This window comes from Pseudoalteromonas sp. MM17-2, assembly GCF_022347945.1.
Classification (GTDB): domain Bacteria; phylum Pseudomonadota; class Gammaproteobacteria; order Enterobacterales; family Alteromonadaceae; genus Pseudoalteromonas; species Pseudoalteromonas ruthenica.
In genome coordinates this window covers 78,352-101,931 of the sequence record NZ_JAKRFV010000014.1, presented here as the reverse complement: position 1 = coordinate 101,931, position 23,580 = coordinate 78,352, and the positions used below count along the sequence as shown (strand labels likewise).

The 23,580-nt window shown below is 46.9% G+C and carries 22 protein-coding genes and 3 tRNA genes; 7 read left to right on the top strand and 18 right to left on the bottom strand.

What is annotated here, in order from left to right:
- Nucleotides 1-116: 116 nt before the first annotated feature.
- The 7 genes from bfr (MHM93_RS12600) to MHM93_RS12570 all read right to left on the bottom strand — a co-directional run bounded on the left by bfr (MHM93_RS12600) (nucleotide 117) and on the right by MHM93_RS12570 (nucleotide 6,111).
- Nucleotides 117-581 (bottom strand): bacterioferritin, encoded by a 465-nt coding sequence (gene bfr / locus MHM93_RS12600; protein ID WP_239449340.1) that lies wholly within the window; start codon nucleotides 579-581, stop codon nucleotides 117-119.
- A 2-nt stretch (nucleotides 582-583) separates the two neighbouring features.
- Entirely contained in the window at nucleotides 584-1,066 is a 483-nt protein-coding gene (bfr, locus tag MHM93_RS12595; protein WP_045978988.1) for a bacterioferritin, read from the bottom strand.
- Between the two features lie 225 nt (nucleotides 1,067-1,291).
- Entirely contained in the window at nucleotides 1,292-3,385 is a 2,094-nt protein-coding gene (locus MHM93_RS12590) for a TonB-dependent receptor (protein WP_239449343.1), read from the bottom strand.
- A gap of 222 nt (nucleotides 3,386-3,607) precedes the next feature.
- Complete coding sequence (locus MHM93_RS12585; RefSeq protein ID WP_130145763.1) at nucleotides 3,608-5,542, bottom strand: EAL domain-containing protein; 1,935 nt, start codon at nucleotides 5,540-5,542, stop codon at nucleotides 3,608-3,610.
- Between the two features lie 292 nt (nucleotides 5,543-5,834).
- A tRNA-Asn gene (locus MHM93_RS12580) sits at nucleotides 5,835-5,911 on the bottom strand.
- A 21-nt stretch (nucleotides 5,912-5,932) separates the two neighbouring features.
- A tRNA-Asn gene (locus MHM93_RS12575) sits at nucleotides 5,933-6,009 on the bottom strand.
- A 25-nt stretch (nucleotides 6,010-6,034) separates the two neighbouring features.
- Nucleotides 6,035-6,111, bottom strand: a tRNA-Asn gene (locus MHM93_RS12570).
- A 719-nt stretch (nucleotides 6,112-6,830) separates the two neighbouring features.
- Between MHM93_RS12570 and MHM93_RS12565 the strand changes: the two genes are divergently transcribed.
- The 3 genes from MHM93_RS12565 (at nucleotide 6,831) to MHM93_RS12555 (ending at nucleotide 11,065) form a co-directional block, all read left to right on the top strand.
- Nucleotides 6,831-8,201 (top strand): MATE family efflux transporter, encoded by a 1,371-nt coding sequence (locus tag MHM93_RS12565; protein ID WP_239449339.1) that lies wholly within the window; start codon nucleotides 6,831-6,833, stop codon nucleotides 8,199-8,201.
- 12 nt (nucleotides 8,202-8,213) lie between these two features.
- Nucleotides 8,214-10,220 (top strand): excinuclease ABC subunit UvrB, encoded by a 2,007-nt coding sequence (gene uvrB / locus MHM93_RS12560; RefSeq protein ID WP_239449338.1) that lies wholly within the window; start codon nucleotides 8,214-8,216, stop codon nucleotides 10,218-10,220.
- A 131-nt stretch (nucleotides 10,221-10,351) separates the two neighbouring features.
- Complete coding sequence (locus tag MHM93_RS12555; RefSeq protein ID WP_239449337.1) at nucleotides 10,352-11,065, top strand: transporter substrate-binding domain-containing protein; 714 nt, start codon at nucleotides 10,352-10,354, stop codon at nucleotides 11,063-11,065.
- On the opposite strand, the gene MHM93_RS12550 is transcribed toward MHM93_RS12555, so the two are convergent.
- The 3 genes from MHM93_RS12550 to queC all read right to left on the bottom strand — a co-directional run bounded on the left by MHM93_RS12550 (nucleotide 11,066) and on the right by queC (nucleotide 13,472).
- Nucleotides 11,066-12,397 carry a diguanylate cyclase gene (locus MHM93_RS12550; RefSeq protein ID WP_239449336.1) on the bottom strand — a complete coding sequence of 444 codons (1,332 nt, stop codon included), beginning with the start codon at nucleotides 12,395-12,397 and terminating at the stop codon, nucleotides 11,066-11,068. It abuts the gene before it with no gap.
- Nucleotides 12,398-12,434: 37 nt separating this feature from the next.
- Nucleotides 12,435-12,665, bottom strand: coding sequence for a hypothetical protein (locus tag MHM93_RS12545; protein ID WP_239449335.1), 231 nt, complete (start codon nucleotides 12,663-12,665; stop codon nucleotides 12,435-12,437).
- A 99-nt stretch (nucleotides 12,666-12,764) separates the two neighbouring features.
- A complete protein-coding gene (queC, locus tag MHM93_RS12540) occupies nucleotides 12,765-13,472 on the bottom strand; it encodes a 7-cyano-7-deazaguanine synthase QueC (protein WP_268743718.1) in 708 nt (235 codons plus the stop codon).
- A 93-nt stretch (nucleotides 13,473-13,565) separates the two neighbouring features.
- Between queC and queE the strand changes: the two genes are divergently transcribed.
- The gene (queE, locus tag MHM93_RS12535) at nucleotides 13,566-14,231 is read left to right on the top strand and encodes a 7-carboxy-7-deazaguanine synthase QueE (protein WP_022944491.1); all 666 of its coding nucleotides are present in this window, start codon (nucleotides 13,566-13,568) and stop codon (nucleotides 14,229-14,231) included.
- A gap of 71 nt (nucleotides 14,232-14,302) precedes the next feature.
- Here the strand turns inward: queE and bcp are convergent, their stop codons facing one another.
- Both bcp and MHM93_RS12525 read right to left on the bottom strand, forming a co-directional pair.
- The gene (gene bcp, locus MHM93_RS12530; RefSeq protein WP_022944490.1) at nucleotides 14,303-14,779 is read right to left on the bottom strand and encodes a thioredoxin-dependent thiol peroxidase; all 477 of its coding nucleotides are present in this window, start codon (nucleotides 14,777-14,779) and stop codon (nucleotides 14,303-14,305) included.
- Nucleotides 14,780-14,788: 9 nt separating this feature from the next.
- Nucleotides 14,789-15,322 carry an ACT domain-containing protein gene (locus tag MHM93_RS12525; RefSeq protein ID WP_045978992.1) on the bottom strand — a complete coding sequence of 178 codons (534 nt, stop codon included), beginning with the start codon at nucleotides 15,320-15,322 and terminating at the stop codon, nucleotides 14,789-14,791.
- Nucleotides 15,323-15,666: 344 nt separating this feature from the next.
- Here MHM93_RS12525 and bamC point away from each other — a divergent pair, with 344 nt between their 5' ends.
- Together bamC and MHM93_RS12515 are read left to right on the top strand one after the other, a co-directional pair.
- Nucleotides 15,667-16,725 carry an outer membrane protein assembly factor BamC gene (gene bamC / locus MHM93_RS12520; RefSeq protein WP_053910813.1) on the top strand — a complete coding sequence of 353 codons (1,059 nt, stop codon included), beginning with the start codon at nucleotides 15,667-15,669 and terminating at the stop codon, nucleotides 16,723-16,725.
- 106 nt (nucleotides 16,726-16,831) lie between these two features.
- Nucleotides 16,832-18,196: a YjiH family protein gene (locus MHM93_RS12515; RefSeq protein ID WP_026111042.1), complete on the top strand. Its 1,365-nt coding sequence runs from the start codon at nucleotides 16,832-16,834 to the stop codon at nucleotides 18,194-18,196.
- On the opposite strand, the gene MHM93_RS12510 is transcribed toward MHM93_RS12515, so the two are convergent.
- The gene (locus tag MHM93_RS12510; protein WP_022944486.1) at nucleotides 18,193-18,381 is read right to left on the bottom strand and encodes a DUF2897 family protein; all 189 of its coding nucleotides are present in this window, start codon (nucleotides 18,379-18,381) and stop codon (nucleotides 18,193-18,195) included. The genes MHM93_RS12515 and MHM93_RS12510 overlap by 4 nt on opposite strands.
- 108 nt (nucleotides 18,382-18,489) lie before the next feature.
- Here MHM93_RS12510 and MHM93_RS12505 point away from each other — a divergent pair, with 108 nt between their 5' ends.
- Nucleotides 18,490-19,827, top strand: coding sequence for an ankyrin repeat domain-containing protein (locus tag MHM93_RS12505; protein WP_239449334.1), 1,338 nt, complete (start codon nucleotides 18,490-18,492; stop codon nucleotides 19,825-19,827).
- Nucleotides 19,828-19,894: 67 nt separating this feature from the next.
- On the opposite strand, the gene MHM93_RS12500 is transcribed toward MHM93_RS12505, so the two are convergent.
- The 5 genes from MHM93_RS12500 to MHM93_RS12480 form a co-directional block, all read right to left on the bottom strand.
- Nucleotides 19,895-20,350 (bottom strand): DUF2069 domain-containing protein, encoded by a 456-nt coding sequence (locus tag MHM93_RS12500; RefSeq protein ID WP_045978995.1) that lies wholly within the window; start codon nucleotides 20,348-20,350, stop codon nucleotides 19,895-19,897.
- Nucleotides 20,343-20,894, bottom strand: a complete 552-nt coding sequence (gene wrbA / locus MHM93_RS12495; RefSeq protein WP_022944483.1) for an NAD(P)H:quinone oxidoreductase — start codon at nucleotides 20,892-20,894, stop codon at nucleotides 20,343-20,345. Before wrbA ends, MHM93_RS12500 begins: the two co-directional genes overlap by 8 nt.
- Nucleotides 20,895-21,242: an arsenate reductase (glutaredoxin) gene (arsC, locus tag MHM93_RS12490; protein ID WP_045979065.1), complete on the bottom strand. Its 348-nt coding sequence runs from the start codon at nucleotides 21,240-21,242 to the stop codon at nucleotides 20,895-20,897.
- Nucleotides 21,243-21,419: 177 nt separating this feature from the next.
- Entirely contained in the window at nucleotides 21,420-22,865 is a 1,446-nt protein-coding gene (locus MHM93_RS12485; RefSeq protein WP_239449333.1) for a M48 family metalloprotease, read from the bottom strand.
- Nucleotide 22,866: 1 nt separating this feature from the next.
- Nucleotides 22,867-23,535, bottom strand: coding sequence for a hypothetical protein (locus MHM93_RS12480; RefSeq protein ID WP_239449332.1), 669 nt, complete (start codon nucleotides 23,533-23,535; stop codon nucleotides 22,867-22,869).
- Between the last annotated feature and the right edge of the window lie 45 nt (nucleotides 23,536-23,580).

Genomic DNA, 23,580 nt, shown 5'->3' with positions numbered 1-23,580 from the left:
GAGACGCCCACACCTGGCTCTAAAATACAAAACGCCCGATGAAGTACATCAGGCGTTTTAATCAAAATAAGTGTCAACTTATTTCAGGACTAGTCAAAGATCAGGCGCGGCAAGGATTACATCTGCGATTGCAGATAGTTTTCGAGGCCCGTGGCCTTGATTAGATGTTGCTGCGTTTCCAGCCAATCTATTTGCTCTTCCTGCTCATTTTGAATTGCATCTAGCGCCTCACGGCTGATGTAATCTAAACGCTCTTCGGCAAGCTTTACCGCTGCCTGCAAGTCTTTTAATGACTCCAGCTCAAAATGCACGTTGGCAGCTATCATCTCTTCAACATTTTCACCAATGCGCAGGCGCCCTAAATCCTGTAGGTTAGGAAGCCCCTCTAAAAACAGAATGCGCTCGATAAGTCTATCGGCGTTTTTCATTTTCTGGATAGACACCTTGTAATCTGCTTTATCTAGCTTGCTAAAACCAAAATCTTTAAACATGCGCGCATGCAAAAAATATTGATTAATGCCTACTAGCTCATTTGCAAGCACTTGGTTTAAGGCTGCAATGACGTCTTTATCACCTTTCATAATTAAGCCTCAGACTCACCCATTTGCGATTGTTGATAATTTTGAATACCGATCTTCTCAATAAGACCCAGTTGCTGTTCAAGCCAATAAACATGGTCCTCTTCGGTATCAAACAAGAGCTTCTCAAGTACTTCGCGAGATTGATAGTCTTGTTCTTCTTCGCAAATTTTGATGGTTTCTTTAACACACTGTACAACCTCAAGCTCAAGCTTAAGGTCGTTGGCCATCATCTCTTTGACGTTGCCACCAACAAGCAGAGCTCGACGTTTAGTTAAATCGGGCACGCCTTCTAAAAATAAAATACGCTTGATAAGCCAGTCAGCGTGTTGCGTCTCCTCGTCGCGCTCGTGCTCCAAACGCTCATAAAGTTTATTTAAACCCCAATCTTCGTACATGCGCGAATGAATGAAATATTGGTCAATTGCGGCCAGCTCATTTGCAAGCAGCTTATTGAATGCGTCTATAACTCGTTGTTTACCTTGCATTTGCCATAATCTCCTTAGAAAGATGTAGCCCTAGTGTAGTCGATCTTATGAATAAATCAAATTTTTACATATAAATCATAGGGTTATAATTAAAAAGTATTCGCATTCAAGTTTCGATTAATGCTTGTGAGTGATTCTTTTTTAACTGCAGTGAGACAAGCCGAATAAAAAAAGCCGGTAAACCGGCTTTGCACTGTTGATACATCTGGATTGCTTATTACCGCCTTAGAATTGGTAATGGAAACCGGCGGTGATTATGGTGCCTAAACCTTTTATATTGTAGCCGCCATAGGTGTAAGCTTGCGCTCTTGCTGGGTAGTAATCGCGGTTAAGAAGGTTTTCGATGCCGAAATAGGCATTGGCGCTTGGATTGAATTGCCAGTTACCGCTGAGGTTGATGACAAAATAATCGTCAATCGGCCCTTGATCGCCAACATACTTGCCAGCATCGTTGGCGGTAAACCGTTTGCGGCTTCCCACGTATAAGGTTGATAACGTGAGCGCGGCATCATCTGTAGCTTGCCATTGTAGGTTCAAAGTCGCCTTGGGTGGACTAATTTGTTTGCCTCCGAGATAAATATCTTCAGCCGTGTTTTTGCCTTCGACATAAGAATAGGTGGCAGTGGCGCGCCAAGCAGGGTGAAAGCGGTAATCCACTAGTGCTTCATACCCCCAAATCTCCTGTGGAGCACGTACAGGCATGTATACGCCAGTGGCTTCATCAAAACGGTTAGTGGTTCCCAAATCAGATGTGCTGCGATATAAGGACGCTTCAATTCGCAGGCTATCAAGCACCGACGTAAAGCCCACCTCGTAATTGTCGATAAGTGCGGCTTCAGTGCGGATCAGAGCAATATCATCCACAGTTGCGCTACGCAGCAAGCGGCCAATATCCGAGATATCTGCACCTTGAGAGTAGCTAAAAAACGGACTAAATTGCTCATACGCATTATATTTTAGCCCGACATTGTAGGTGGTGGCTGTGTAATTGAGGGTATCACCACGCACTTCGAACGCCACAGAGCATTGCTGGGCGTTGCGGCACAGTTTAAGGGTGCGATAATCATCAACTTCGAGGTCGATGTCCTCATGGCGTACACCGGCTTTGATAACATAGTCATCAAACATCACCCATTTACTTTGAAAAAAGCCAGCAAGGTTGCTCATGTCCATTTCCGGGACCCACTCACGGCCATCAACTAAGGGTTGAGATGTGGTGTCTTGCAGCGCATCAATACCATAAATAAAGGTGGCTTCGGTGTTGTCAAAATCTATCAAGGTATTCAACGTGGCGCGCAGGCCCTGCTTCTGCGAGGCAATGATCGACTGACCGCCATCATAACCCTCATCTGGGTTGGCAAGATTTGGAGAGAAGAAAAACACGTTTTCAATATCTTGCGCATATAAGTCTAGCGTCAGTGCGGTGCGCGCGAAGATAGCGTTATCGGTGTACTTAAGCATGGCATTGGTGTTGCCACTTGGACCTTGCGGACGGCCTTGCTTTTGCTGTGCTGGCGGCACATGAATCGCGTAGGATTTATCGCCAGAATTGACGTTACCAAAGACATCGCCTAAATCTGTTTTTTGTTGCGACTTATAGTAGTTGTAAGTGAAGGCGAGGGCCTTATCTGCATCAAAGTCGTAACCTAATTTGGTGAAGTAATTGTGCGTTTGTACGTCGCTGAGTCCGTATTGCAAGCCGAGAATATCGCCTTCGGCGTCGCGCTGTACGCCATTTTCTTCATAGCTGATGGTCGCTAAATAAGAAAACTTGTCTGCCCGGCCACTGACCGAGCCCTCGATGCGTGCACCTAAGGTTTCATCCGCTTTGACGGCACTGAATCGTGTTGACACATCAAGCTCTGCGCTAAAATCATCAGCCGTTGTCGGCTTTTTGGTAATGTAATTGATCACTCCGCCTGCAGCGCCATTGCCATATACTGAGGTGGCCCCTTTGATGACTTCAATGCGTTCAATAACGCTTGGGTCGAGTGTGCGTATGCCTAAAGAGCCATTACGCAGCGGCGTAGACTGAGGGACACCGTCAATCATCACTAAGGGCGCTCTGCCGCGCAACGTTTGCCCGGTGTTACTTGAGCTATTTGTGCTTGGCGCCATACCTGGCACCATCATTTGCAAAAGGTTTTGTAATTCTGGATTAACCTTAAGCTGGGCCTCAATTTGTTCTCGAGTGATCACCGTCACCGATGCTGGCACTTCATCAATATTTTCTATGACACGGCTACCAGTCACAATAATATGTTCTAAGTTTTCATTGTTATTTTGCTTGGCGATGACGTTGCCACTGAGAGCAAGCATAATTAGAGAAAAGGGAAAGCGCACGTATTGTCCTTGTTGTACTAAAATGGAGGGGCGAATGATAATTAATATCACTAATGATAACAAGGTGGAAAGATGTCATCCGACCATATGCATTAAGTCGCGGTAACTTGTACACAGCGGGCAGAGCAAACCTGCTTTAACACGCGATGTTGCATGTCTGCTCTTAGAGGCTGGGGTAAGTGTAGGAAAGGAGCTGTGTTACAGCTCCCGAGGTTTTTCAATGTAGTAGCCTTGTGCACCATCAAGACAAAGCTGCTCGATAATATGCTTCTCTTCTTGGCTCTCAACGCCTTCGGCGAATACTTTAACGCCAATACGGTGCGCTAAATCAACCATTAATCGCATGAAGTACTGGTTATTCTTATCGTCTTCTAGGCCGCGCGTGTAGCTGGCATCCATTTTGATAAAGTCTGGTTTTAACTCTCGGAAAAACTTGAATGACGTTAGCCCTACGCCAAATTTCTCTACGGTAATACGGGCGCCTGCGCGATGCAGCATGGTAATAAAACGTTTGCTTGCGCCGATGTTTTGTTGCAGTCCCAGCTCTGAAATCTCAAAGATGAGACGAGCTGCCAATTCGCCTTCTTTCATCAGTCGACGCTCAAGCCAGATCACAAATTTATCATCATGGGCGCTTGCGGCTGACACGTTGAGCCCAAAATACTGCGCGTTGAGGTTTTTACTTTTCATCGCCCGAAAAGCATGTTCGATGATCATCTGATCCAGTTCAACCGATTTTCCTAACTGATCGGCCATCGCCATAAACGAAGAGGTCGGTAAGATATGCTCTTCCTCATCGCGAAATCGCGCCTGAATCTCTGAGTAGGCATTGTTGCTTTTACCTAGCGGCATAATGGCTTGGATCACTAAGGTCACACTTTGCTTATCGAGCAAGTCGTTGATCATTTTACGCCAATTTTGCGACCCTTGATTGCTGCTGGCACTCATATCCTCTTGGCGTTGAATGTGCCAAGCGTTATTTTGTTTGCTCTGAGCAATATTCATCGCCACATCAACATTCGCCAGTAGCTCGCCTAAGGGTTTATTTTGCTCGTAGGGCACAATGCCGGTGTAAGCGACAGAGGTTAGATCATGGATTTTCTGATACTGGTTTAGCTTAGACTGAACATTATTAGCAAAGCGCTCCGCTTCTTTTAGCGGGATATTAGGTAACACCACGGCAAAATCTGAGCTGTTAAGGCGAAATACGCTGCTGCCACGATAACTGCCGACCACAGCGCTGAGCATCTCAGCAATACTGCGAATGTACTCATCGCCTTGCTGATAACCGCTGCGCTGGTTGATGTGCTGCAATTCGGTGCCTCGTACCAGGGCGATACAACCAAAACAATCACCTTGAACGTGTTCAATGTGACGTTCGTAATACTCTACGAACATGTTGCGATTACCCAGTTCGGTGACTACGTCTTTATAGGCCTCTTTTTTTATTTCCACTGCCGAGCTGGCAATATTGTCGAGTTGCGAGCCTAAGTATGTTGATAAGCGATTGAGGGCAGGGGAGATTTGACTGGCTAATCGTTGCTTTTGGCTATCGTCAGAGAATGCACGGCTGCTGGTATCTGGCACCACGCCATTGCTGACGAATTGGTCGATTATCGCTGAAATCATATCAGCCACATGCCGGCGGTATCCTACAAACGCCGTTTTTAAACTAGCAATAGGCAACAGTGCGAGCAGGGATATGACTAATACAAAATAAAGTAACCCAACTTCAAATGTTTTCGCTACATCGTCTAGATCGGCAATAAACTCTATGCGCAGCTCACCATTACTGCTGACCGCGTACTGGCTGCGGACACTGTTGAACTGAGACTGAGCAACTTGTGAAAGTAGTGCGCTGTTCTGGCGATGTGTTTTGTTTGCCAATACTTCACCCTCAGCATCTCTCAGCCATAGGTTTTTCAAGTTCATGGTGGCAAACAATTGCTCTGCCATAGCGGGAGCATCGGTGACGGTAATTTGCGGATGGCTATCTAAATACCGCTGCAAGCTTACTTGCATGTGTTCTTGTTTTTCCACACTGTAAGAGTGAAAAACCATCACATTAGCGATAATACCGGCACACAGTGCCAGTAGCCATAAAGAAAATTGTAAGAGGGTGAACCGTTTCAACTTAGCTTTATCCTTTTTATTTAACCAGCTAAACGATAAATCCTAATCGCGACTGAACTTTGGCAAAGAGTCCATTCACATGCGCGAGCGTGCCATGTGAGACGGCGAATTATCACAGCGGCCTAATCTCTACTAGTGTAATTTAACCGTTATTACATACAACCTTGGTGCAATGAGTTGTTATAAATCATTGACTAATGGCGCAATAATATAGCACGGCTTGAGAAAAAACACAGTACAAAGAGTAGTTTACAAAGATGAGTTTGTCTAGAAAGAGGAGATGATTGAAAATTGGCTCCCCCTCCCCGACTCGAACGGGGGACCTGCGGATTAACAGTCCGTCGCTCTAACCAACTGAGCTAAGGGGGAACAATTTCAAAAGATAAGTAGTGGCTCCCCCTCCCCGACTCGAACGGGGGACCTGCGGATTAACAGTCCGTCGCTCTAACCAACTGAGCTAAGGGGGAACAATTACCTTATTGCTGAAAGATTTGGCTCCCCCTCCCCGACTCGAACGGGGGACCTGCGGATTAACAGTCCGTCGCTCTAACCAACTGAGCTAAGGGGGAAGCGCCTGCCTTTCAACGGGGCGAAATATTAATGACCGCGCCTTAAAGTGTCAACCAATAAAAACTCTAAAAATAAAAAAAGTAGACTGTTCGGCGCTTTTTCACTCAAATTGACTGCTTAGCGCGCAAAACAGCCTCTATTTGGGGCTGCGTTGCGCCTGTCGCAGAGCGATTTCATCAGTAATTACACTGACAAAGGGAAATAATCGAGCCTGTCAGTAACTTATACTTTCATGACTCATAGCGCAAACAACCCGAAGATGAGCGTAAACTCAGTAAAAAACGAGCAAATTAGCTTAACCCCTTATAATTAAAGGGGTGGCGTAACTTATCCACGAAATCTGTGGATAAGTCTGTTTATGAATAGGGCAAGGGCAGTAGCTATCGGTATCGACAGAGAGCGAGTAAGAATGCAAGGGGAAAAGGGTAAAAAATATTTTCATTTAAAATCAATGATTTGCTCTTATATTCTTTGGCGTTACTTAAAGAGCATTTGTTATAATCTGAATTGACGATGTATTCATCTTACTGTGTAAAAAAAAGTCATTTCATCCCCAAAATGTATACATGCTGTAAATAATTTGTTTTTTACATGCTTTTGCACAAACAAGTCAGCCAAATTTAGAAAAAGATCATTTTTTATGCACCATTTAGGCGTAGCGAGGGATGCTTTGATGCTTTAGAATGGGGATTTGGAATTAGCAGCAATAAGCGTCGATATGGCTACAGCCGAAACTCATTCTTCTGATCATGCGCAACCCTCTCAGCTTCTTCATGCTGCCATTGTACCGACTTTAACGAAAATGACTGTGCCGATGATTTTTGGCATGATTTTTTTAATGATGTTTAACCTAGTTGATACATTTTTTATTAGTATGCTAGGTACACAACCTTTAGCGGCAATTAGCTTTACCTTCCCTGTGACATTCACTGTTATTAGCCTCGCTATTGGTCTAGGGATTGGGACCTCAGCGGTGATAGCTAAAGCATTGGGAGCGGGTGAGCATGCTCAAGCTCGTTTTGATGGCACCGTTGCGCTCATTGTTTCAGCAATACTCGTGCTCTTACTATCGGTAGCAGGTTATCTCTTTAGCGAGCCGTTGTTTAAGCTTCTAGGGGCCCAAGCACAGTTGCTACCCATCATCGACCAATATATGCATATTTGGTTTTTAGCCAGTGTGCTATTAGTCACACCCATGATTGGCAATGCTATTTTGCGCGCGAATGGCGATACTAAGACGCCTAGCCTGATCATGGGCGGCTCTGGACTTATCAATGCCATACTTGATCCTGTGTTGATTTTCGGCTGGGGCCCAATTCCGGCACTAGGTGTCCAAGGCGCGGCCATTGCCAGTGCGATCTCTTGGGTTGTTGGCGTTATTTTGGTGCTGCATATTCTCATTGTGCGTCGTAAACTACTGAGCAGTCAGTGCCGCAGTCAGAGTTTTTATGGGGCAACACGGAAGATTTTAAAAATAGGCTTTCCTGCAGCGGGTGCGAATATGCTAACGCCTTTAGCGATGGCCGTTATGACTGCTATCGTCGCTACCTTTGGAGCACCAGCGGTGGCTGCGTTCGGTGTCGGCAGCCGGATAGAGTCGATAGCATCGTTGGTAGTGTTGGCGTTGTCAATGACATTACCGCCGTTTATCAGCCAAAACTTTGGAGCCGGAAAAATAGAGCGGGTGCGTGAGGCATACCAAAAGACCTTGCAGTTTGTCCTTATTTGGCAATTTCTCATCTACTTATTACTGTTAGCTGTGGGTCATTGGATAGCGCTTGCTTTTGCCAGTGAGAGCCAAGTGCGGGAGCTGATCAGCTTATTTATTTACATTTTACCGCTATCGTATGGCCTACAAGGCGTTATTATTTTAACTAACTCCTCGTTCAATGCCTTGCACAGGCCAATGAATGCACTCGTTTTGAGCGTAATTCGGTTGTTTGTCTTTTATGTGCCGATTGCCTATGTCGGCAGTTTAATCGCCGACTTAACCGGTTTATTTATTGGCGCGGCAATAGGTAATCTGTTTACTGCCGTCGTTGCGTACTTATGGTTCACACACGAGCTTAAACGCCACAGCCAACAATAAGGAGTCTTGTTAGTGAAAGATATGTTCGAATTGGTATCAGGTTACTCGCCAAGTGGCGACCAACCTAGTGCCATTGCCCAGTTGGTCGAAGGGTTAGAAGCGGGACTGGCTCACCAAACTTTGCTCGGCGCAACAGGAACCGGCAAGACCTTTACCATGGCTAATATTATGGCCGAGCTTAATCGCCCGACTATTATCATGGCACACAATAAAACGCTGGCGGCGCAGCTGTATGGCGAAATGAAAGAGTTCTTTCCCAATAATGCTGTGGAATATTTCGTCTCATACTACGACTACTACCAGCCAGAAGCTTATGTAGTTGCAAGCGACACCTTTATCGAAAAAGACGCCTCCATTAATGAGCATATTGAGCAAATGCGGTTGTCGGCCACCAAAGCCTTATTAGAGCGGCGCGATGTGGTGATTGTGGCTTCCGTTTCCGCCATTTACGGTCTTGGCGATCCTGATTCCTACATGAAAATGATGCTGCTATTGAAAGTCGGAGATACCATAGACCAACGTGATATGTTGCGGCGTTTAGCTGAGTTGCAATACACCCGTAATGATATGGATTTCAGCCGGGGCACCTATCGCGTGCGTGGCGAGGTGATTGATATTTTCCCCGCTGAGTCCGATGATATTGCCGTACGCGTCGAGATGTTTGATGATGAAATAGAGCGCTTAAGCTTATTTGACCCGCTCACCGGTCATGTGGAAAAAAACCTTGTGCGCGCCACCATCTACCCAAAAACACACTATGTTACACCCCGTGAGAAAATATTAGCGGCTATTGAGAATATCAAAACCGAATTGAAAAGCCGCCGCCAACGCTTGCTTGATGACAACCGGCTGATTGAAGAGCAGCGAATTGCGCAACGCACCCAGTACGATATTGAAATGATGCAAGAGCTTGGCTATTGCAGTGGCATTGAAAACTACAGCCGTTACTTGTCGGGTCGGGCGCCAGGCGAGCCACCGCCAACCTTACTGGACTACCTCCCGGATGATGCTTTGATGATCATCGATGAGTCTCACGTTACCGTGTCACAAGTGGGGGCTATGTATCGCGGCGACCGCTCGCGCAAAGAAAACCTTGTCGAGTATGGCTTTAGATTGCCCTCGGCAATGGACAATCGACCGCTCAAGTTTGAAGAGTTTGAGGCCATTATGCCCCAGACTATCTATGTATCTGCCACCCCAGGGGATTATGAGCTAGACAAATCCGCAGGCGAAGTTGCTGAACAGGTGATCCGTCCTACTGGCTTGGTCGACCCGCAAATAGAAGTGCGTCCCGTGGCCACTCAGGTGGACGATTTGCTCTCTGAAATATATAAACGTGTCGAAGTGAACGAGCGGGTTTTAGTGACCACCCTAACTAAACGAATGGCGGAAGACCTCACTGATTATCTTAGCGATCATGATGTGAAGGTGCGCTATTTACACTCCGATATTGATACCGTAGAGCGCATGGAAATCATTCGCGATTTACGGGCAGGGGTATTTGATGTGCTCGTTGGCATCAACCTGCTGCGAGAGGGGTTAGACATGCCGGAAGTGTCATTGGTCGCTATTTTAGATGCCGATAAAGAAGGCTTTTTACGCTCAGCGCGCTCGCTTATTCAGACCATTGGCCGTGCAGCCCGCCATATTAACGGCCGTGCTATTTTATATGGTGATGTGGTCACTCGTTCAATGCGTCAAGCCATGGACGAAACCAACCGCCGTAGAGAAAAACAAATAGCCCATAACGAAGCGCATGGGATCACCCCGCAAGCGCTGAAAAAACGCATTACCGATGTGATGGATACCGGCGAAGAGGTACAAAACAAAGCGGCGCAGGCACGTCTTAAACCGGCATCGAAAAAGGCCAGCACGACAATGGATGCCAGTGAAATAGCCAAAGAGATTAGTCGCCTAGAAGCACAAATGCACGAATTTGCTCGTGATTTGGAGTTTGAAAAAGCGGCCAAAGTACGCGACCAAGTGCACGAACTGCAGCAGCAGCTTATTCATAGCTAGTGGCCATCGGCTCCTTGCATATTAGTTCGTTGGGGACTATAAACTAAGGATATTAATCCTGCAAAGGCGGTTGGCGCACGTTGATTTTAAAAGCGTGTTTTTCACTTCTCGGCTGCGCTGTTATGTGCTGGGTGGCGCCGGTTTTTGCGCAGCCGCAACGTGTTGAAATACTGGTTGATCAAAGCTATCCGCCTTACACTTATGTTCGCCAAGGTACTTTGCAAGGCGATTACGTTGTATTGGTGCAAAGCGCTGCTAAATCACTGACAGACTATGAGGTGGTATTAAAGCCAATGCCTTGGAAACGGGCACTGCAGCAGCTTGAGCAGGGCGCTGCGTTTGCGATATTACCGCCCTATAAGCACCATGAAAAACGTCCCTTTATCGATATGTATTCGCTGCCACTGGAGCAAGAAACAGTGGTCGCACTGTGCCACAGTGACACTGATTTACCGTCAGCATTAGCTGGTAAACCGGGCCCAGCGGTTAATATTGGTGTCAACGCTGGGTACTTGATTTTTGACCATGCCGTGCGTGCAGCCCAGCAGCGTGGCGACGTGCGAGTATGGCGTAATGCCAATACCCGTTCAAATTTGTTTAAGCTACTAAAGCAACGAATTGAGTGCTATGTGAATGACCGCCGTTCAAGCGAGTATGAATTAGAACTCATAGTGCAGCGACACCCTGAACTTGTTATAAAGGCGCAGAATTTGACTGTGCAGCATGTGTTAATGACACGCTCAGCCCATATTGGCTATGCGCGGGACGAACGCGGCAACTACCCTTTTAAATATGATTTTATAGCGAAAATGGATGCGGCTTTGGCTGAGCTCATCAACCACTGATTATTTTTTCTGCGCTTTGTCGCTGTACATACGTTGATCTGCTTCGTTTAGCAGAGCTTCAATATCCAGTGTTTGGTCGGTATGGCAACTGTAACCGCAGCTTAGTGAAGGGTAGATAAATAAATCGCCATGGGCGAGGGGAGCACTTTCTATATAGCGGCGCACTTTTTCGACAATTTGTGCGACCGTATCCGGATCATTAATACGATATAAAAGCACTAAAAACTCGTCGCCGCCAAGGCGGGCAACCACATCGGCGTCGCGTAGTGCAGTTTCTAGTTCTCGGGCAACGTGAACTAGCAGCGCATCTCCCACCGCATGACCGAAGTTATCGTTTACTTGTTTAAACTCATTTAAATCAATACTGATGATGGCAAACTTCTTTTCTTGCTGTGGGTCATTTACCAAGGCATTAAGGCGTTGCATGATATATCGCCGATTTGCCAGCTTGGTTAGCTCATCCTGCAAAGACATTGTTTTAGTGAGGTGGTATGCCCGCACCAGTATCGCGACAGAAAAATACAGTATAATGGCAGCAGCGATACTGATGGCGCCGAGTAGTTGGGCATTATCATCGTGGTTGCTGGGGATGCTATAGCGGGCCGCAAGTTGCCAGCGGCCATTAGGAAGTTGGATGCTGGCGGTGCTGTCAGGATTACTGAAGATGCTCGCATCGCCATAAAATACCTGGCCCTCGGCACCCGATGCATTTACCCCACGCAAAGCGATATGCAAATGCTCAGTATCTTTGATACCGACCTGTTTATACAGTGTGGCTAAATCCATAACCACACTGAGAGTGCCCCAATAATGGGCGTTGATGGGGTAGTCATCAAAAAGAGGGAACCGTGCGATGATCGCTTGGCCGCCTTGCACTAGCTCTAAAGGGCCTGCAATGACCACCTTTTTACTTTGTCGCGCTTTAACCACGGTGGCGTATTGCTCAGGACTGGATTTGAAGTTAAAACCAATGGCGCGTTGATTTCCTTCTAATGGGAATACGTGGCTGATGGTGTCATTGGGAGCAAGCCCTAAATTGCGCACCAATTGCGATTGTTCTAGGGTCTTAGCGGCGATGGTATGCCAATTAGCAATGGCCAGCTCAGGGTTTAGAGCGACCACGGTCGCCAAGCTCTCAGCGGCGAATACATCTTTGAAAATGGTGGTTTCTATTTTGTTGCGGACAAGTGCGGTTTGCTCGCGCAGGTGTTGCTCACTCTCTGCTTTTTGTTTTTCGTAATACGCTGAAGTGAGTAGGTGAATACCAAAGCCAGCCATGCAAAAATACGCTAGGCTCGCAAAGATATAAAGGTATAAACGCTTGACGCTCATGGTAGCGGCAGCCACAAATAGCACACAACTGGGTGCATTATAGGTTATTTATTTCTTGTTCGACGCTAAATCCCTTATCTGTCACGACTTTTTCTAATATTTGTACACGTTCTTTGAGTTGGGAAAGCTCCTTGTTCATGGTTGTGAGCTGCTCATTTTCGCGGCCAGCACGTGCGTTCAGCGCTTTTTGTTTATTACGAACATCCACCACCATCACCGTGGCGACAATAACAAGGGCGGCTACCACCAACATCAGCGCTATGTACATGAAATAATTCCCTATTAATTTGATCTACTGTTCAGTATAACGGGAAAATTCAGTATGACCACTGACAATTTTACAATCATCAGTGGTCAGCAGGCAGGATTAAGACTCGTAGGGGAGAGGATCCGTTGCGTTATTTTCCGCAAAGGCTTCTAAGCGCTCCTGGCAAGCACCGCATTTGCCACAGGCTTGTTCACGGCCGTTGTAGCAGGTCCATGTTTGACTGTAGTCTAAATCCATGGCCAAGCCGTCACGGAGAATATCAATCTTACTGCTATCTAAGTATGGGCAGACAATTTCGACTTCGTCGTAATTAGCAATACGGCACACATCATCCATTTTCTTCACAAATTCAGGACGACAATCTGGATAAATGGCATGGTCGCCCGAGTGAGCGCCATAATAGACTTTATTGGCCTTAAGTGAGACAGCATAACCGACAGCGAGCGACAACAAAATCATATTGCGGTTCGGCACTATCGTGCTTTTCATGCTTTCTTCTTCATAATGGCCTTCGGGAACATCGATGTCGTCGGTCAAAGACGAGCCACCAATCAATTGATTTATGGCAGAAATATCAACGATTTTATGATCCACTCCAAGGCGCTCACAGACTGCTTTTGCAACCTCTAGCTCTTTAACATGGCGCTGACCATAGTTAAAGGAGAGCGCATACACTTCGTGCCCCTGCATGCGTGCCTTATTCAGCACAGTGAATGAGTCCATGCCGCCGGAATAAATAACTACAACTTTTTCTGCCATGGTGCCTTCTAGCCTTTTATCATAGAGGTTTGCATTCGGGCGCGGTATACTACAGGGTTTGAGAGTGGATCACAATTATTCCCGAATACGGGGCTGTAAATGTCACACGCTAATGTAAAGTATGAGCAGTAGGTAAGTTTTTTGTACCAAATTAATGAGATTTTTGAAACCATCCAAGGGGAAGCCAGTTACACTGGTACACCGTCTATTTTTGTGCGCTTGCAAGGGTGTCCTGTAGGGTGTGCGTGGTGTGATACCAAACAGACATGGGATGCAAGTGATAGCTACGTTGTAAGCCTTGAACAAACAGTGGAGAAAAAAGCAGATTCTCAACATTGGGCCCATGCCAGCGCCGAAGACGTACTGGCGTTATTTCAACAGCGCGGTTATCTTGCCAAACATGTGGTGATCACCGGCGGCGAACCTTGCTTATTTGATTTAAACCCGCTGTGTGAGCTATTGCATGAACATGGGTATTCCACGCAAATAGAAACTAGCGGTACCTTTGCCATAAAGGCGCCGGCGCAAACTTGGGTGACAGTGTCGCCGAAAATTAATATGCGTGGTGGGTACGATGTGCTGGCCAGCGCCATGCAACGCGCCGATGAAATTAAGCACCCAGTAGCGATGCAAAAACACGTGGATGAGCTTGAGGCCCTATTTGCGCAAACAGGTGTGGCACCTAAGCTTGTGTACCTTCAGCCAATTAGCCAAAAAGCGAAAGCTACCAAGCTGGCGATTGATACCTGCATTCAGAAAAACTGGCGTTTATCAGTACAAGTCCATAAATATATTGGTATTAATTAACTTCCCTCACGAGCTGAGTGCTGCAGCATACTGAGGTTATGAAAAAGCCCACATACCGTGGGCTTTTTGCGTTACGCATTATGCTCTTGCAAATAATCGAGCACCACTTGGTGGTGTTCTTTCGTTTTAAACTTGTTGAATACGTGTTTGATATTGCCATCTTGGCCAATAAGGAAGCTGATACGATGGATACCGTCGTATTCCTTGCCCATAAACTTTTTCAAACCCCACACCCCGAAATCCTCGGCAACTTTGTGGTCTTCATCGCTGAGCAACTGGAAGTTTAGCTCTTTTTTAGTTTCAAAGTTTTTCAGCTTTTTGACCGGGTCGGGGCTGATCCCTACTGCAACCGTATTGTGCTCGCTAAGAGCCGCTTTGTGGTCGCGCAACTGCTCGGCCTGCACAGTACACCCAGGAGTAAGCGCTTTAGGGTAAAAATAAACTAACACCTGATGCTCTTTTAGGAGTGCTTCTAAGCTGACAGGGTTGCCGTCTTGGTCTTGAAGGTTGAAAAGAGGGGCTTTATCGCCTGCTTGTAAGGTATTCATAGTGATTCCTTATCTTATTCGTCTGAAAATGTAATCAATTTCAAGGCGTTGCGATAACGCCTCAAATGATACTTTAAACGCGTCTATATCTAATTCTTGCGGTACGTTAAATTCAAGCTCGCAGCGCATGTATGCCTGCTCTTCTTTATCGAAGGTGTCTGATTTTAATGAACAGATGCTAATACCGTACTCGGCAAAATAGCCTGTTACTTGGCTCAGCGTACCTGGGGTATCAACGCCGTGATATTCGAGGTTGTAACCGCCACCATATTGCTCTGCATTATGACTTGAAGTGCGCTTCATCATTGTTAATAAGCCCAGCTCCATGCCCGTGGCTGGCAGGGTATGCTCTACGCGACTGATGGCCGCCATGTCGCCGCACAGCAACATAATGAAAGTAAGCTCATTGCCTAAAATAGCGATTCGGCTATCGGTGATATTACAGTTACAGTCACTGACTAATTGCGTTAGTGCGCTGACTACACCGGGTTGATCTTCACCTATGGCGGTGATCACTAGTTGTTGTTTGGCTAATTCAGCCATGTTGTTCGACCCTTGCTAAGAGAAAACGAAAACCTTTAGATGGCCGCGCAGTTTAGCACAACCAGCGGTGTTACGCGCAACTTTTAGCCGTGACCGAGTTTATTCGCATTTGCACGGCGTCTTTCTTGTTTTTACAGCAATGTAAAAGTACCATAGTGAAAATTTTTGCCATACCGCTGATTTAGATGAGCGGTGGCGAGTGTCGATACTCTGCTTAATACCGCTTGCAATGGTCAATGGATCAGTTGTAAGTGCACCAAGTTTTAACCTGACACTGAACCAATTACGTCTCACCGACTCAAAGTCCGTAGAATAAAAAAAGGTGAGCATAGGAGATAGACAACGTGCAGTATTGGATCCCTAAAGCATTGATGTTAAGTGCCTTAGTCAGTTTAAGCGGATGCGGTATTTTTACCAGCGAAGCACATCATCCACGTAATTACCGTACTAATGAACCGGTGGTGGCCCCTGAAGGGCTTGATGCACCGCGCCAAGACCCAACCTATAAAATGGATGTTGCCCGTTACGATAATAGCGAACAAGCCAAAGCAACAAAGCCGCCGATGCAAATAATGCCGCTTGCTGAGGGCAGTTGGCTGGATGAAAACGAAAAGCTGGCCCGTGTATATTTCGATAAAAACGAAGGCATCGAAGATCTTGATGAATTTATTTGGCACGCAATTGAAGGTGTTTTATCTGACTACAACACGCAAGCAGTGAGTGCGGATAAGTTAATCGGCACCGTGGAAACCGATTGGTTTTCAATCGTGCGAGTTGAAGAAGGGTGGTTATGGGATGACGAGATAGTCGCAGAGCAGCGTTACAAGTTCATCATCGAGGAGAAAGACCATCAGCGCACTGCCGCTTTGCGCGCAGAAATGGTGGACTATCGCTCAGACGATGTACCCCTGACGCCACTATTACAACAGCGTCTTGAAACCCGCGCGCTCAACGCGGTCATTTCGGAGTTTGATTATCGCTATCGTCAATTGAAAGTAGAGTTGCGTCAGCGCCAAGGGATCATTTCTCTGGATATGGGTTTTGACAACAAAGGCAATGCGGCTCTGGTCACAGAGCAAGCTTACAATGTCGTGTTTGAACGCTTTGCAGGTTTCTTGGAGCGGTTGCAATTCACCATTGTCGAGGTAGATGTAGATTCAGGGCGAATCATTGCAGATTACACCAAGCCAGAAGCCAGCGTTTGGGACTCTATCTGGGGCGAGGAAGCCATGCAGCTACCGCTTGAAGATGGGCAGTATCAAATTTTGATGAGCACTACGCGCGAGGGTGGCACCAGCATTACCTGGATGGATAAAGAGGGTGAAGTGTTGCAACCCGGCACCATGAACGATTTGCAACAAGCGTTGGTGCAAGCGCTGCGAACCCGAGGAATTCAAATATAACGCCTGATAAGCAGGCCATGAAGGAAAAGAGTGTCGTGCTCTTTTCCTTTTTTCATGTATAGAGCCCAGTAAATGGGCTAATAATAACAATGAACAAGTAACGATTATGACAACAAGCCAACCCCGCTCAATGGCCAGCACTTTGCTGACCTTCATTATCCCCTCTTTGATAGGGGTATTTTTGTTTATGGTGCCTATTCCTTGGGAAGGGGAGATAAAAATCACTGTGGCGATATTGGCTGATATGCTGCGTGTGTGGTTAGCGCCAATAGCCAGTACCTTATTGCTAATAATTATCTGTGGAACCGGGTTGCTCTCTTTACTTATGAGTACCGTGCAACCTCGGTCGTTGTTTGATAACACATTAATCCGGCATCTGTTTGTTGTGACGCCCGTGTGGCTAGTGGTACGCCTTCTTGGCATGGTGTTTATTGTTATGACCTATTTTGAATTAGGTCCAGTGGCGATTCATTCCGAGAACACCGGCGCATTTGTTATGAATGAGCTGCTGCCGCTATTGCTCACGGTGTTTATCTTGGCTGGTTTTTTGTTGCCATTGCTACTTAATTTTGGATTATTAGAATTGGTGGGCACGCTGTTTACGAAAATTATGCAGCCGCTCTTTGGCGTGCCAGGGCGCAGCGCGGTAAACTGCGCGGCATCTTGGTTAGGGGATGGCAGTGTCGGTATTTTGATGACTGCGCGCCAATACGAGGACAAGCATTACACCCAGCGTGAGGCAGCTATTATTGGCACTACGTTCTCAGCAGTGTCGATTACCTTCTGTTTTGTGGTGATTGGGCAGGTACGATTAGAGCACTTATTTGCGCCGTTTTACCTGACGGTATGTGTTGCTGGTGTGGTATGCGCGCTCATTCTCCCACGTATTCCACCACTGAGTTTGAAAAAGAACACCTACGTGGACGGCAGCACTCAAAATCAAGATGATGAGTCGCACTCGGCGCAGAAAAACCTTTGGCGTCAGTCTTTGGATATGGCCTTGCACAAGGCGCGCCATGCCAAAGGGGTTAAGGGCACGGTACAAGAAGGTGTGCACAACGCATTAGACATGGTTTTTGCCGTGTTGCCTGTGGTGATGGCGGTGGGTACGTTTGCTTTGATCATTTCTGAATATACCCCAGTTTTTACGTGGCTAGGTAAACCTTTTATTCCTTACCTCGAGTTATTGGGGATCCCCGAGGCCGTCAAAGCATCGGAAACCATCGTTGTTGGCTTTGCAGATATGTTTATACCGTCGATTCTAGCGGCATCGAATATTGACAGTGAAGTGACGCGTTTTATCATAGCCGCCATGAGTGTCACGCAGCTGATTTACATGTCAGAGGTGGGGGCCTTACTATTGGGTAGTAAAATACCGGTGAATATAGTTGAGCTATTTATTATTTTTATATTGCGAACGCTGATCACCTTACCGGTGATCACGCTAATGGCAAACTGGCTAGTGGCTTAGTCTTTGTCGCAGTGCTCATCTTGGGCACTGCGCTGTTTTTCTTTCAGGCGCTGTCTCGCTTTCTCAACAGGGTCTTGATTTAGGCGTTTCATATCCAGTTTGGCGGAGTATTTGAGCAGCGCTATATTGCTCCCGACGAAGCCAAAAACGGCGACGATAATTAGAATAACTTGCCAAGTTTGCATTGCACTGTTCGCTCATGTATTAAGTGAAGGGTAAGGCTGTGCCCTTTATAACTGACACCACCGTTGCCATGCAACATTAACAAACATTTAGTGGAGTTTTCCCAAGCAATGGAAAAGGTACTAATTTGGCCTGAACACTATCCGTTATTACTCAAGGGGCTTATTGAGCAAAACGGCGCATTTATTTTAGACGCCCTTGAGGCGTGGCCGGCGTGTAGTACTAAAATCGAAGCCAATGTCAGCACCACGGTGTTACCGCCTATTTATTACTTGGTATGGTTGGCGCCAAGAGACCCATTTGACGAGTGTACTTTCCAGCATATCAGTGACTTTGATGAGCAGGCCCATCAATATATTAACGCCGCGCGAGAGTATTTTCTAAATAATGAATACACCAACGAGCAAATAAGCGAGTTTTTGCTTGAACGTTTGAGCCAATATGCCGATGTAAACGCTCAATTGGCACTAGAGTCGCCGATGTCATTGGCGCAATTGTTATTTGAACAGCGCTATTTTTCGCTGTTGGAGCAGTTGCTGGCTCGCGGCGCGCTGCTCTCCAGTGCGGACATTATGCTGGTCTGGCAGGAAGTAGACTTTCGAGCTAAGTTCTCAGCGTTTTTACCACAGTGCGCAGCGGATAAAGACACCGTGCTCGATGCCGCCAAAGCCGAATTGGTGCAAGGTAAAGACTTCTTCACCTTATTGCAGCACCTATCGACCGACGATAATTTGCAGCATCTGCTCGAGCAAGCGCTACTGGCACACTTACAAAGTGAGCATGCTAAACAAAGCTTGGCTATGCGCTTTGTTGAGCAAGGTGCGAAAGGCAGCGAATATAACGAGCAAGGACAAAGCGCACTGATGCTGGCCGCTGAGAAAGGCTTTGTAGCGGTGCTTGAAGCCATCCTCGGCGATGCCTCGATGGATGCTAAAGATGAGCAGGGAAATACTGCTTTGCACTATGCTGTGGCAGCCGATAACAGCGCATGTTTGAAGTTGTTGTTGCGCGCCGGGGCTAACTTTCACGCTAAAAATAACGCTGGACTCAGTTGTTATCGTTACGCCGTAGAGCGCAACCGCAAAGAGCTGGTGCGCCTAATGGAGCGTGAATTTGGAATTAAAGAGCTCTCACCACAGGGGCAGTACATGCGTGTTGCCAAGGTGCATGTATTGCACGCTTTGGTGGTGATGTTGCTACCGCTGCAGCTGTTTTTCTTTTTTGATGAGAGCATTGAGCATAAAAGCGAGCTCACCATCGCGTTGACGATGTTTTCCATGGTGGCGATATTTTTTGCTATCAGCTTGAAGCGCTGTGCGTTGTATCCACAGCTAAAACACCCCTTTGGTTTAGGGGTCATTCGCATGGGCTCGGTATTATCCTTGGTGGCCCAATTAGGCCTTTTGTCGGTCGTTGCGTTGGCGTTTTTAAGCCAGCTGGCGGGATAGAGGCACTTTTAGGTCGTTCTTATGCAAACATGCCGAAGCGCTGTGCTCTGGCATGTTTGCGAGCTTACTAACTATCTTTGTGGTGGTTTTGGCGATGATATTCTTGTGCGGCCTTCTCCTGGGCTAGGTCATCTTTAAGCTTACCTACTTTTAGACCCAATTCTTGACCGCGATGTCGGGCATAGTAAGTACAACCTACAAACATCATGCTTGAGAGTATTAACTCAAGAATGACCCAAAGGCGCTCGTCGGGGCTGACCCACAACAAGGTAAAACCATGAATAAAATAAATCATGACCACAAAGTTGGCCCAAGCATAGGTGTAAGGTTTGTCTTGAATAATGCCTTTCAATGGCAGTAACAATGGCAGAATATACAAACCAAACGTAAATGCCAGTGAATAGTCAGTGCGTGGTACCAAGACAAACATCCACAGCGGCATTAGAATTAGCAGGCCAATGTAGCCGGTCAACGCCAAAAGTTGGTAGCGTTTAGTGATCGGTTTTTTTGCAATATCAGTCATTAAGCTTTCTCGTTAATGTAGCTAAGCGCTTGCCCAGAGCTTGGCATATCTGTTTTTCATCGTTGCTCAATTGAGCGTTATTGTGTGCCCCAGATACATGGCTTGCCCCATAAGGCGCGCCCCCTGAGGTGGTGCTACTCAATGCCGGGACGTCATAAGGCACCCCCACCAATAACATGCCATGGTGCAGTAGCGGCGTGGCCAGGTTAAGCAAGGTCGCCTCATTGCCTCCGTGCATGCTACTTGAAGAAGTAAACACACAGGCTGGCTTATCAATGAGTTCGCCTTTAAGCCACATCTCGCTGGTTTGCTCCCACATCGCTTTTGCTTGCGAGGCCATCATGCCAAAGCGAGTCGGCGTGCCAAAAGCCAATGCAGAACATTGGCTCAGCTCGACTAAGTCTACTTGAGGGTGCGACCCATCCTCACTGACGCAGCGTATCAGCGTATCAACGCCTTGTGCTTCAATGCTGTCGGCAAGTTCCTCGGCCAATGCGCGAACACTGCCACCTCGAGAATGGTACAGCACTAAAATAGGTGCCATTTACAGCAGCTCCAAGACATTTTCAGGAGGACGTCCAAGAACGGCTTTATTGCCATTTACAACAATAGGACGTTCGATAAGCTTTGGGTTGTGATGCATGGCATTTAACAGCGCCTGCTCGTCATGCTGGTTTTTTAAATCAAGCTCTTTGTACGTGTCTTCTTTGGTACGCATTAATTCGCGGGCAGAGCTAAAGCCTAATTGTTGTACTAGTGTGTTTAGTTGCTCTACGCTGGGGGTATCGTCTAAATACTTGATGACTTCTGGCTCTACGCCTTTTTCTTCGATTAGGGCCAAAGTTTGGCGTGATTTAGAACAACGTGGATTGTGATAAATAACGATAGACATAGCTTCCTCTTGCGGATGTTTTGCCCTTGATTGCTGTGAGCTGGCCACAATCATATTGGCCTTGGCAGTGCAGGCGGGGCCGATAAATTTATACCTATAGTGTAAAAGATACGTGCGCCCGTTGATAGAGGCGCACACCTTGTTGCTTCAATTTGCGCCACCGAGGTGGCATATGCGTTATAAACGAGCGAGCTCTTTTTGCATTTGCCGGTACTGCCCTAACAATGCTTTCAGTCGTTTATGTTTAATCGCTTCATTCGGTTCAATATGATTAAGGGCTTTTTGAACTTCATCAGCGGCTTTCATATACGCCCCCACCTGAGCCAATAAATCCGCATTAGCCTCATGGTAGGCTGCTTTGTCGTCTTGGCGTCGGTAGGTAGTGGTAAGCAGCTGCTTAGCCAAAAAGTGGTCTGGTTTTTCCAAGGTAAAACTACGCAGCAGTTCAGTGGCCAGCGCATAGTCCTCGGCTTCAATTGCAGCGTGGGCGTAGTTTAAGGTTATAACTTGGTTGTTTGGCCGCAATTGATGAAATGGGCGTAAATGCTCAAGGGCTTTGTCGGGCTCGCCCTTGCCAACATAGTAATCGGTTAGTGTATCCAAATAAAAAAGATTACTCGGGGCGCGTTCCAACAAGGGCGCGAGGTATTGCCATGCTTGGTCGAACTTTTTCTGGTCGATTAAGGTCAGCGCCAGCCCGTAGTGCAATGCTGACTTGTCGCCATAGGCGTTTTCCCGCAGTAGTTTATTAAACTGCTCTTGCGCTTGTTGTGAGTCATAACCGTAGCGGGCCAGAATGCGGCTTTTCGCAAGGTAGAACTCTAAGCTTTGGCCATATTGACGCTTTTCATATTGCTGTGCACGCAAGCGGACATCACTGATCCGGCTTTGTGGTAGTGGGTGGGTAAGAATAAATACCGGCGGCTTTTGGCGGTAACGAATTTGCGCGGCCAGTTTTGTTAAAAACTCGCCAGAAGCATGAGGGTCAAATCCAGCTTCGTATAACGTGCGCATGCCGATTCGATCGGCCTCTTGCTCAGCCCCCCGGCTATGACTGAGTTGGCTCAGTGCGCTTTGTGTCTGGGTTCCGGAAATAATGGCCATGCCGGCATCGGGGGCAACAACGGTCGCTAGTATACCGGCAATCAGCCCGGCAATAGTGACCCCAGAGTTATCTTTTTGTTGCTGTAAACGCCTTGCCAGGTGGCGCTGAGTCACGTGCGCAATTTCATGCCCGAGCACAGACGCCAATTGACTTTCGTTATCTGCTTGAGCGATTAGCCCGGTATGAACGCCAACGTGCCCGCCATAGAAAGCAAATGCGTTAATATCTTTGTTATTTATCCAGAAAAAAGAAAATGGAAAACGCACATCGTCGGCGTGGGAGACAAGCTTATTGCCAAGCGTAGTGAGGTACTCATCAAGCACGGGGTCGTCGATGACCGGCGATGAACCGCGAATTTGCATCATCATCACATCGCCAATAGCCCGCTCTTTTTCAATGGGCAGCACCTGCAAAGCCGAGGTGCCTAAATCTGGCAACTCAAAGGTATTTTGTGCCTTTACTGGCATAAACGTTGTGCTCACTAAGGCACAGGACAACAAGATACGTTTAAAAGGCATATTATTCCTTGTGGTTATAATCATCTGGCTCCATCAACCTAGCCAGCGCAAACTCACTGCCGCCAGTGTTGTGGTGCTTTTCGCACGCCTTATAGAATTCTTTTATTGAGACTCCGTTGTAGGCTTGAACGTTCAATTCGCGACGTAATAATTCGACCGTATCATGCACGACTTTATGAGCGTGAATAATCAGGGCCTTATCGGCATCATCTCCACTGTCAAAGAAAAACGCGATGAATTTGTGCAACTGACCGATACGGATCACATGCTCCATGGTCGCCGGATCCCACACATCGAATTCCATTTTGGGATTATCACGCACGTAATGACGAATTTTTTCGTCGCCAGCATAAGCATAGGCACTGAGCTCAAAGCCTCGCTCGGTAAAGCTTTGATGTAAACCGATATGCGGCTTGTTATCGCAGTGGATAATGCCATTATGATCTTCCTGCCCACCGAGTGTCTTCAGGTTCCAATTTCGTTTATCGAGTAAGCGCTTGATAGCTGTATCAAACCCGTGCTCTAGCAGGTTTTCGGACTCACTGAGGCTTTGTGACACCATATGGTAAAAAGGCGGCAGTTCACCCCAGTTAAGCTGTTTTTTATACCAATTGATTTCCTTTAAGGTCGGATTGGCAGGCAGCTTAGCTTTGTTATGCGACGTCGCCATGACACGCTTCCTTCATTTTCGCCTTATAGTATTAAGCATAAACGA

Coding starts and splice junctions, on each gene's coding strand:
- MHM93_RS12525 (WP_045978992.1), bottom strand. CDS start 15,322: ATGGCTGAATTAGCCAAACAACAACTAGTGATCACCGCCATAGGTGAA.
- MHM93_RS12550 (WP_239449336.1), bottom strand. CDS start 12,397: ATGAGCGTCAAGCGTTTATACCTTTATATCTTTGCGAGCCTAGCGTAT.
- bfr (WP_239449340.1), bottom strand. CDS start 581: ATGAAAGGTGATAAAGACGTCATTGCAGCCTTAAACCAAGTGCTTGCA.
- MHM93_RS12545 (WP_239449335.1), bottom strand. CDS start 12,665: ATGTACATAGCGCTGATGTTGGTGGTAGCCGCCCTTGTTATTGTCGCC.
- arsC (WP_045979065.1), bottom strand. CDS start 21,242: ATGTCTATCGTTATTTATCACAATCCACGTTGTTCTAAATCACGCCAA.
- MHM93_RS12510 (WP_022944486.1), bottom strand. CDS start 18,381: ATGCAAACTTGGCAAGTTATTCTAATTATCGTCGCCGTTTTTGGCTTC.
- MHM93_RS12565 (WP_239449339.1), top strand. CDS start 6,831: ATGGCTACAGCCGAAACTCATTCTTCTGATCATGCGCAACCCTCTCAG.
- MHM93_RS12480 (WP_239449332.1), bottom strand. CDS start 23,535: ATGGCGACGTCGCATAACAAAGCTAAGCTGCCTGCCAATCCGACCTTA.
- MHM93_RS12590 (WP_239449343.1), bottom strand. CDS start 3,385: ATGCTTGCTCTCAGTGGCAACGTCATCGCCAAGCAAAATAACAATGAA.
- bfr (WP_045978988.1), bottom strand. CDS start 1,066: ATGCAAGGTAAACAACGAGTTATAGACGCATTCAATAAGCTGCTTGCA.
- MHM93_RS12505 (WP_239449334.1), top strand. CDS start 18,490: ATGGAAAAGGTACTAATTTGGCCTGAACACTATCCGTTATTACTCAAG.
- wrbA (WP_022944483.1), bottom strand. CDS start 20,894: ATGGCACCTATTTTAGTGCTGTACCATTCTCGAGGTGGCAGTGTTCGC.
- MHM93_RS12515 (WP_026111042.1), top strand. CDS start 16,832: ATGACAACAAGCCAACCCCGCTCAATGGCCAGCACTTTGCTGACCTTC.
- MHM93_RS12500 (WP_045978995.1), bottom strand. CDS start 20,350: ATGACTGATATTGCAAAAAAACCGATCACTAAACGCTACCAACTTTTG.
- MHM93_RS12485 (WP_239449333.1), bottom strand. CDS start 22,865: ATGCCTTTTAAACGTATCTTGTTGTCCTGTGCCTTAGTGAGCACAACG.
- bcp (WP_022944490.1), bottom strand. CDS start 14,779: ATGAATACCTTACAAGCAGGCGATAAAGCCCCTCTTTTCAACCTTCAA.